Origin of the sequence: Acinetobacter sp. WA-87 (assembly GCF_039938935.1) — a bacterium.
Lineage (GTDB): Bacteria > Pseudomonadota > Gammaproteobacteria > Pseudomonadales > Moraxellaceae > Acinetobacter > Acinetobacter seifertii.
Map to the genome: position 1 here is coordinate 1 of NZ_JBDUVF010000012.1, position 5,557 is coordinate 5,557.

The 5,557-nt window shown below is 48.7% G+C and carries 2 tRNA genes and 3 rRNA genes; all 5 read left to right on the forward strand.

What is annotated here, in order from left to right:
* Positions 1-174: 174 nt before the first annotated feature.
* Positions 175-1,712, forward strand: a 16S ribosomal RNA gene (locus ABFY81_RS18780).
* Between the two features lie 59 nt (positions 1,713-1,771).
* A tRNA-Ile gene (locus tag ABFY81_RS18785) sits at positions 1,772-1,848 on the forward strand.
* Positions 1,849-1,903: 55 nt separating this feature from the next.
* A tRNA-Ala gene (locus ABFY81_RS18790) sits at positions 1,904-1,979 on the forward strand.
* A gap of 352 nt (positions 1,980-2,331) precedes the next feature.
* Positions 2,332-5,222, forward strand: a 23S ribosomal RNA gene (locus ABFY81_RS18795).
* A gap of 178 nt (positions 5,223-5,400) precedes the next feature.
* Positions 5,401-5,515, forward strand: a 5S ribosomal RNA gene (gene rrf / locus ABFY81_RS18800).
* Together the 16S, 23S and 5S rRNA genes with 2 tRNA genes alongside form the textbook arrangement of a ribosomal RNA operon.
* Positions 5,516-5,557 lie beyond the last annotated feature (42 nt).

A 5,557-nucleotide genomic window follows, 5' to 3' on the forward strand; every position in this document is an offset into this window, starting at 1 on the left:
ATCATTAAGAGAATTGAAGAACAACTTGTGTGGATTTTTACTGATTGATTAATCGAAATAATTTTCATTGATTGATTGGTTTAAATTACTCGAAGTTTATTTGAGCGAAATTTAAGTCAGTAATTGATGAGCCAGAATTGGCACCTTGTCTTTAAATAAGGTGCAAAATGATTTTAACTGAAGAGTTTGATCATGGCTCAGATTGAACGCTGGCGGCAGGCTTAACACATGCAAGTCGAGCGGAGAGAGGTAGCTTGCTACTGATCTTAGCGGCGGACGGGTGAGTAATGCTTAGGAATCTGCCTATTAGTGGGGGACAACATCTCGAAAGGGATGCTAATACCGCATACGTCCTACGGGAGAAAGCAGGGGATCTTCGGACCTTGCGCTAATAGATGAGCCTAAGTCGGATTAGCTAGTTGGTGGGGTAAAGGCCTACCAAGGCGACGATCTGTAGCGGGTCTGAGAGGATGATCCGCCACACTGGGACTGAGACACGGCCCAGACTCCTACGGGAGGCAGCAGTGGGGAATATTGGACAATGGGGGGAACCCTGATCCAGCCATGCCGCGTGTGTGAAGAAGGCCTTATGGTTGTAAAGCACTTTAAGCGAGGAGGAGGCTACTTTAGTTAATACCTAGAGATAGTGGACGTTACTCGCAGAATAAGCACCGGCTAACTCTGTGCCAGCAGCCGCGGTAATACAGAGGGTGCAAGCGTTAATCGGATTTACTGGGCGTAAAGCGCGCGTAGGCGGCTAATTAAGTCAAATGTGAAATCCCCGAGCTTAACTTGGGAATTGCATTCGATACTGGTTAGCTAGAGTGTGGGAGAGGATGGTAGAATTCCAGGTGTAGCGGTGAAATGCGTAGAGATCTGGAGGAATACCGATGGCGAAGGCAGCCATCTGGCCTAACACTGACGCTGAGGTGCGAAAGCATGGGGAGCAAACAGGATTAGATACCCTGGTAGTCCATGCCGTAAACGATGTCTACTAGCCGTTGGGGCCTTTGAGGCTTTAGTGGCGCAGCTAACGCGATAAGTAGACCGCCTGGGGAGTACGGTCGCAAGACTAAAACTCAAATGAATTGACGGGGGCCCGCACAAGCGGTGGAGCATGTGGTTTAATTCGATGCAACGCGAAGAACCTTACCTGGCCTTGACATAGTAAGAACTTTCCAGAGATGGATTGGTGCCTTCGGGAACTTACATACAGGTGCTGCATGGCTGTCGTCAGCTCGTGTCGTGAGATGTTGGGTTAAGTCCCGCAACGAGCGCAACCCTTTTCCTTATTTGCCAGCGAGTAATGTCGGGAACTTTAAGGATACTGCCAGTGACAAACTGGAGGAAGGCGGGGACGACGTCAAGTCATCATGGCCCTTACGGCCAGGGCTACACACGTGCTACAATGGTCGGTACAAAGGGTTGCTACACAGCGATGTGATGCTAATCTCAAAAAGCCGATCGTAGTCCGGATTGGAGTCTGCAACTCGACTCCATGAAGTCGGAATCGCTAGTAATCGCGGATCAGAATGCCGCGGTGAATACGTTCCCGGGCCTTGTACACACCGCCCGTCACACCATGGGAGTTTGTTGCACCAGAAGTAGCTAGCCTAACTGCAAAGAGGGCGGTTACCACGGTGTGGCCGATGACTGGGGTGAAGTCGTAACAAGGTAGCCGTAGGGGAACCTGCGGCTGGATCACCTCCTTAACGAAAGATTGACGATTGGTAAGAATCCACAACAAGTTGTTCTTCATAGATGTATCTGAGGGTCTGTAGCTCAGTTGGTTAGAGCACACGCTTGATAAGCGTGGGGTCACAAGTTCAAGTCTTGTCAGACCCACCATGACTTTGACTGGTTGAAGTTATAGATAAAAGATACATAACTGATGATGTAAGCTGGGGACTTAGCTTAGTTGGTAGAGCGCCTGCTTTGCACGCAGGAGGTCAGGAGTTCGACTCTCCTAGTCTCCACCAGAACTTAAGATAAGTTCGGATTACAGAAATTAGTAAATAGAGATTTCGGTCTTGGTTTATTAACTTCTGTGATTTAAGTATCACGGTATTAAGCATGACCTGACGAAGGCGTGTTTATTCATTAACAGATTGGCAAAATTGAGTCTGAAATAAATTGTTCACTCAAGAGTTTAGATTAAGTAATTAATCTGAATGAATTGAGAACTAGCAAATTAACTGAATCAAGCGTTTTGGTATATGAATTTAGATTGAAGCTGTACAGTGTTTAAGTACACAGACAACAGATAGTGGCGATGAAGAATCGCACGGACAACACTCACTTGTAGGTGTTGACGACTGTTTGGGGTTGTATAGTCAAGTAATTAAGTGCATGTGGTGGATGCCTTGGCAGTCAGAGGCGATGAAAGACGTGATAGCCTGCGAAAAGCTCCGGGGAGGCGGCAAATATCCTGTGATCCGGAGATTTCTGAATGGGGGAACCCACCTACTTTAAGGTAGGTATTGCAACATGAATACATAGTGTTGCAAGGCGAACGAGGGGAAGTGAAACATCTCAGTACCCTTAGGAAAAGAAATCAATTGAGATTCCCTCAGTAGCGGCGAGCGAACGGGGATCAGCCCATTAAGTTATGTGTGTTTTAGTGGAACGCTCTGGGAAGTGCGAACGTAGAGGGTGATATTCCCGTACACGAAAGGGCACACATAATGATGACGAGTAGGGCGAGGCACGTGAAACCTTGTCTGAATATGGGGGGACCATCCTCCAAGGCTAAATACTCCTGACTGACCGATAGTGAACCAGTACCGTGAGGGAAAGGCGAAAAGAACCCCTGTGAGGGGAGTGAAATAGATCCTGAAACCGCATGCATACAAGCAGTGGGAGCCGACTTGTTCGGTGACTGCGTACCTTTTGTATAATGGGTCAGCGACTTATATTCAGTAGCGAGGTTAACCGTATAGGGGAGCCGTAGAGAAATCGAGTCTTAATAGGGCGTTTAGTTGCTGGGTATAGACCCGAAACCAGGCGATCTATCCATGAGCAGGTTGAAGGTTGGGTAACACTAACTGGAGGACCGAACCCACTGTCGTTGAAAAGCCAGGGGATGACTTGTGGATAGGGGTGAAAGGCTAATCAAGCCTGGTGATAGCTGGTTCTCCCCGAAAGCTATTTAGGTAGCGCCTCGGACGAATACCATAGGGGGTAGAGCACTGTTTCGGCTAGGGGGTCATCCCGACTTACCAAACCGATGCAAACTCCGAATACCTATGAGTACTATCCGGGAGACAGACTGCGGGTGCTAACGTCCGTAGTCAAGAGGAAAACAATCCAGACCGCCAGCTAAGGCCCCAAAATCATAGTTAAGTGGGAAACGATGTGGGAAGGCATAGACAGCTAGGAGGTTGGCTTAGAAGCAGCCACCCTTTAAAGAAAGCGTAATAGCTCACTAGTCGAGTCGGCCTGCGCGGAAGATGTAACGGGGCTAAAACTATGTGCCGAAGCTGCGGATTTGACATTAGTCAAGTGGTAGGGGAGCGTTCTGTAAGCCGATGAAGGTGTATTGAGAAGTATGCTGGAGGTATCAGAAGTGCGAATGCTGACGTGAGTAACGACAAAACGGGTGAAAAACCCGTTCGCCGAAAGACCAAGGGTTCCAGTCCAACGTTAATCGGGGCTGGGTGAGTCGACCCCTAAGGCGAGGCCGAAAGGCGTAGTCGATGGGAAATTGGTTAATATTCCAATACTTCTGTGTAATGCGATGAGAGGACGGAGAAGGTTAAGTCAGCCTGGCGTTGGTTGTCCAGGTGGAAGGATGTAGGTATGTATCTTAGGCAAATCCGGGGTACTCTATACTGAGATCCGATAGCAAGCTGTACTTGTACAGTGAAGTGGCTGATACCATGCTTCCAGGAAAAGTCTCTAAGCTTCAGTTACACAGGAATCGTACCCGAAACCGACACAGGTGGTCAGGTCGAGTAGACCAAGGCGCTTGAGAGAACTCTGCTGAAGGAACTAGGCAAAATGGTACCGTAACTTCGGGAGAAGGTACGCTGTTGTTGGTGATGGAACTTGCTTCCTGAGCTGATGACAGCCGCAGAAACCAGGCCGCTGCAACTGTTTATTAAAAACATAGCACTCTGCAAACACGAAAGTGGACGTATAGGGTGTGATGCCTGCCCGGTGCTGGAAGGTTAATTGATGGGGTTAGCGTAAGCGAAGCTCTTGATCGAAGCCCCAGTAAACGGCGGCCGTAACTATAACGGTCCTAAGGTAGCGAAATTCCTTGTCGGGTAAGTTCCGACCTGCACGAATGGCATAATGATGGCGGCGCTGTCTCCAGCAGAGGCTCAGTGAAATCGAAATCGCTGTGAAGATGCAGTGTACCCGCGGCTAGACGGAAAGACCCCGTGAACCTTTACTGCAGCTTGACACTGAACTTTGACCTTACTTGTGTAGGATAGGTGGGAGGCTTTGAAGTTGGAACGCTAGTTCCAATGGAGCCGTCCTTGAAATACCACCCTGGTAATGTTGAGGTTCTAACTCTGTCCCGTTATCCGGGACGAGGACCGTGTCTGGTGGGTAGTTTGACTGGGGCGGTCTCCTCCTAAAGAGTAACGGAGGAGTACGAAGGTGCGCTCAGCGTGGTCGGAAATCACGCGTAGAGTATAAAGGCAAAAGCGCGCTTAACTGCGAGACCCACAAGTCGAGCAGGTACGAAAGTAGGTCTTAGTGATCCGGTGGTTCTGTATGGAAGGGCCATCGCTCAACGGATAAAAGGTACTCTGGGGATAACAGGCTGATACCGCCCAAGAGTTCATATCGACGGCGGTGTTTGGCACCTCGATGTCGGCTCATCTCATCCTGGGGCTGAAGCAGGTCCCAAGGGTATGGCTGTTCGCCATTTAAAGAGGTACGCGAGCTGGGTTTAGAACGTCGTGAGACAGTTCGGTCCCTATCTACCGTGGGCGCTGGAAATTTGAGAGGATCTGCTCCTAGTACGAGAGGACCAGAGTGGACGAACCTCTGGTGTACCGGTTGTGACGCCAGTCGCATCGCCGGGTAGCTATGTTCGGAAGGGATAACCGCTGAAAGCATCTAAGCGGGAAGCCTACCTCAAGATAAGATTTCCCTAGGAATTTATTCCTCTAAAGAGCCGTTCGAGACTAGGACGTTGATAGGTTGGATGTGGAAGCATAGTGATATGTGAAGCTGACCAATACTAATTGCTCGTGAGGCTTGACTATACAACACCCAAGCAGTTGTATATAAAGCATCAATCGATTCATAAATCTACAAACAAACTTGATTTAGTTATTCCACTAGATAAAATGAACAAGTCAGATTCAATCAGCCCAATCTGTAAAGATTTGGAAAACGCTTCGGCAAACAATAAGACCAAAGCAAGTATCCATAAACAGTTGTGCTGGCGACCATAGCAAGAGTGAACCACCTGATCCCTTCCCGAACTCAGAAGTGAAACCTCTTAGCGCTGATGGTAGTGTGGGGTTACCCATGTGAGAGTAAGTCATCGCCAGCTCATTATTCCAAACACCCCGGTCTCGAAAGAAACCGGGGTGTT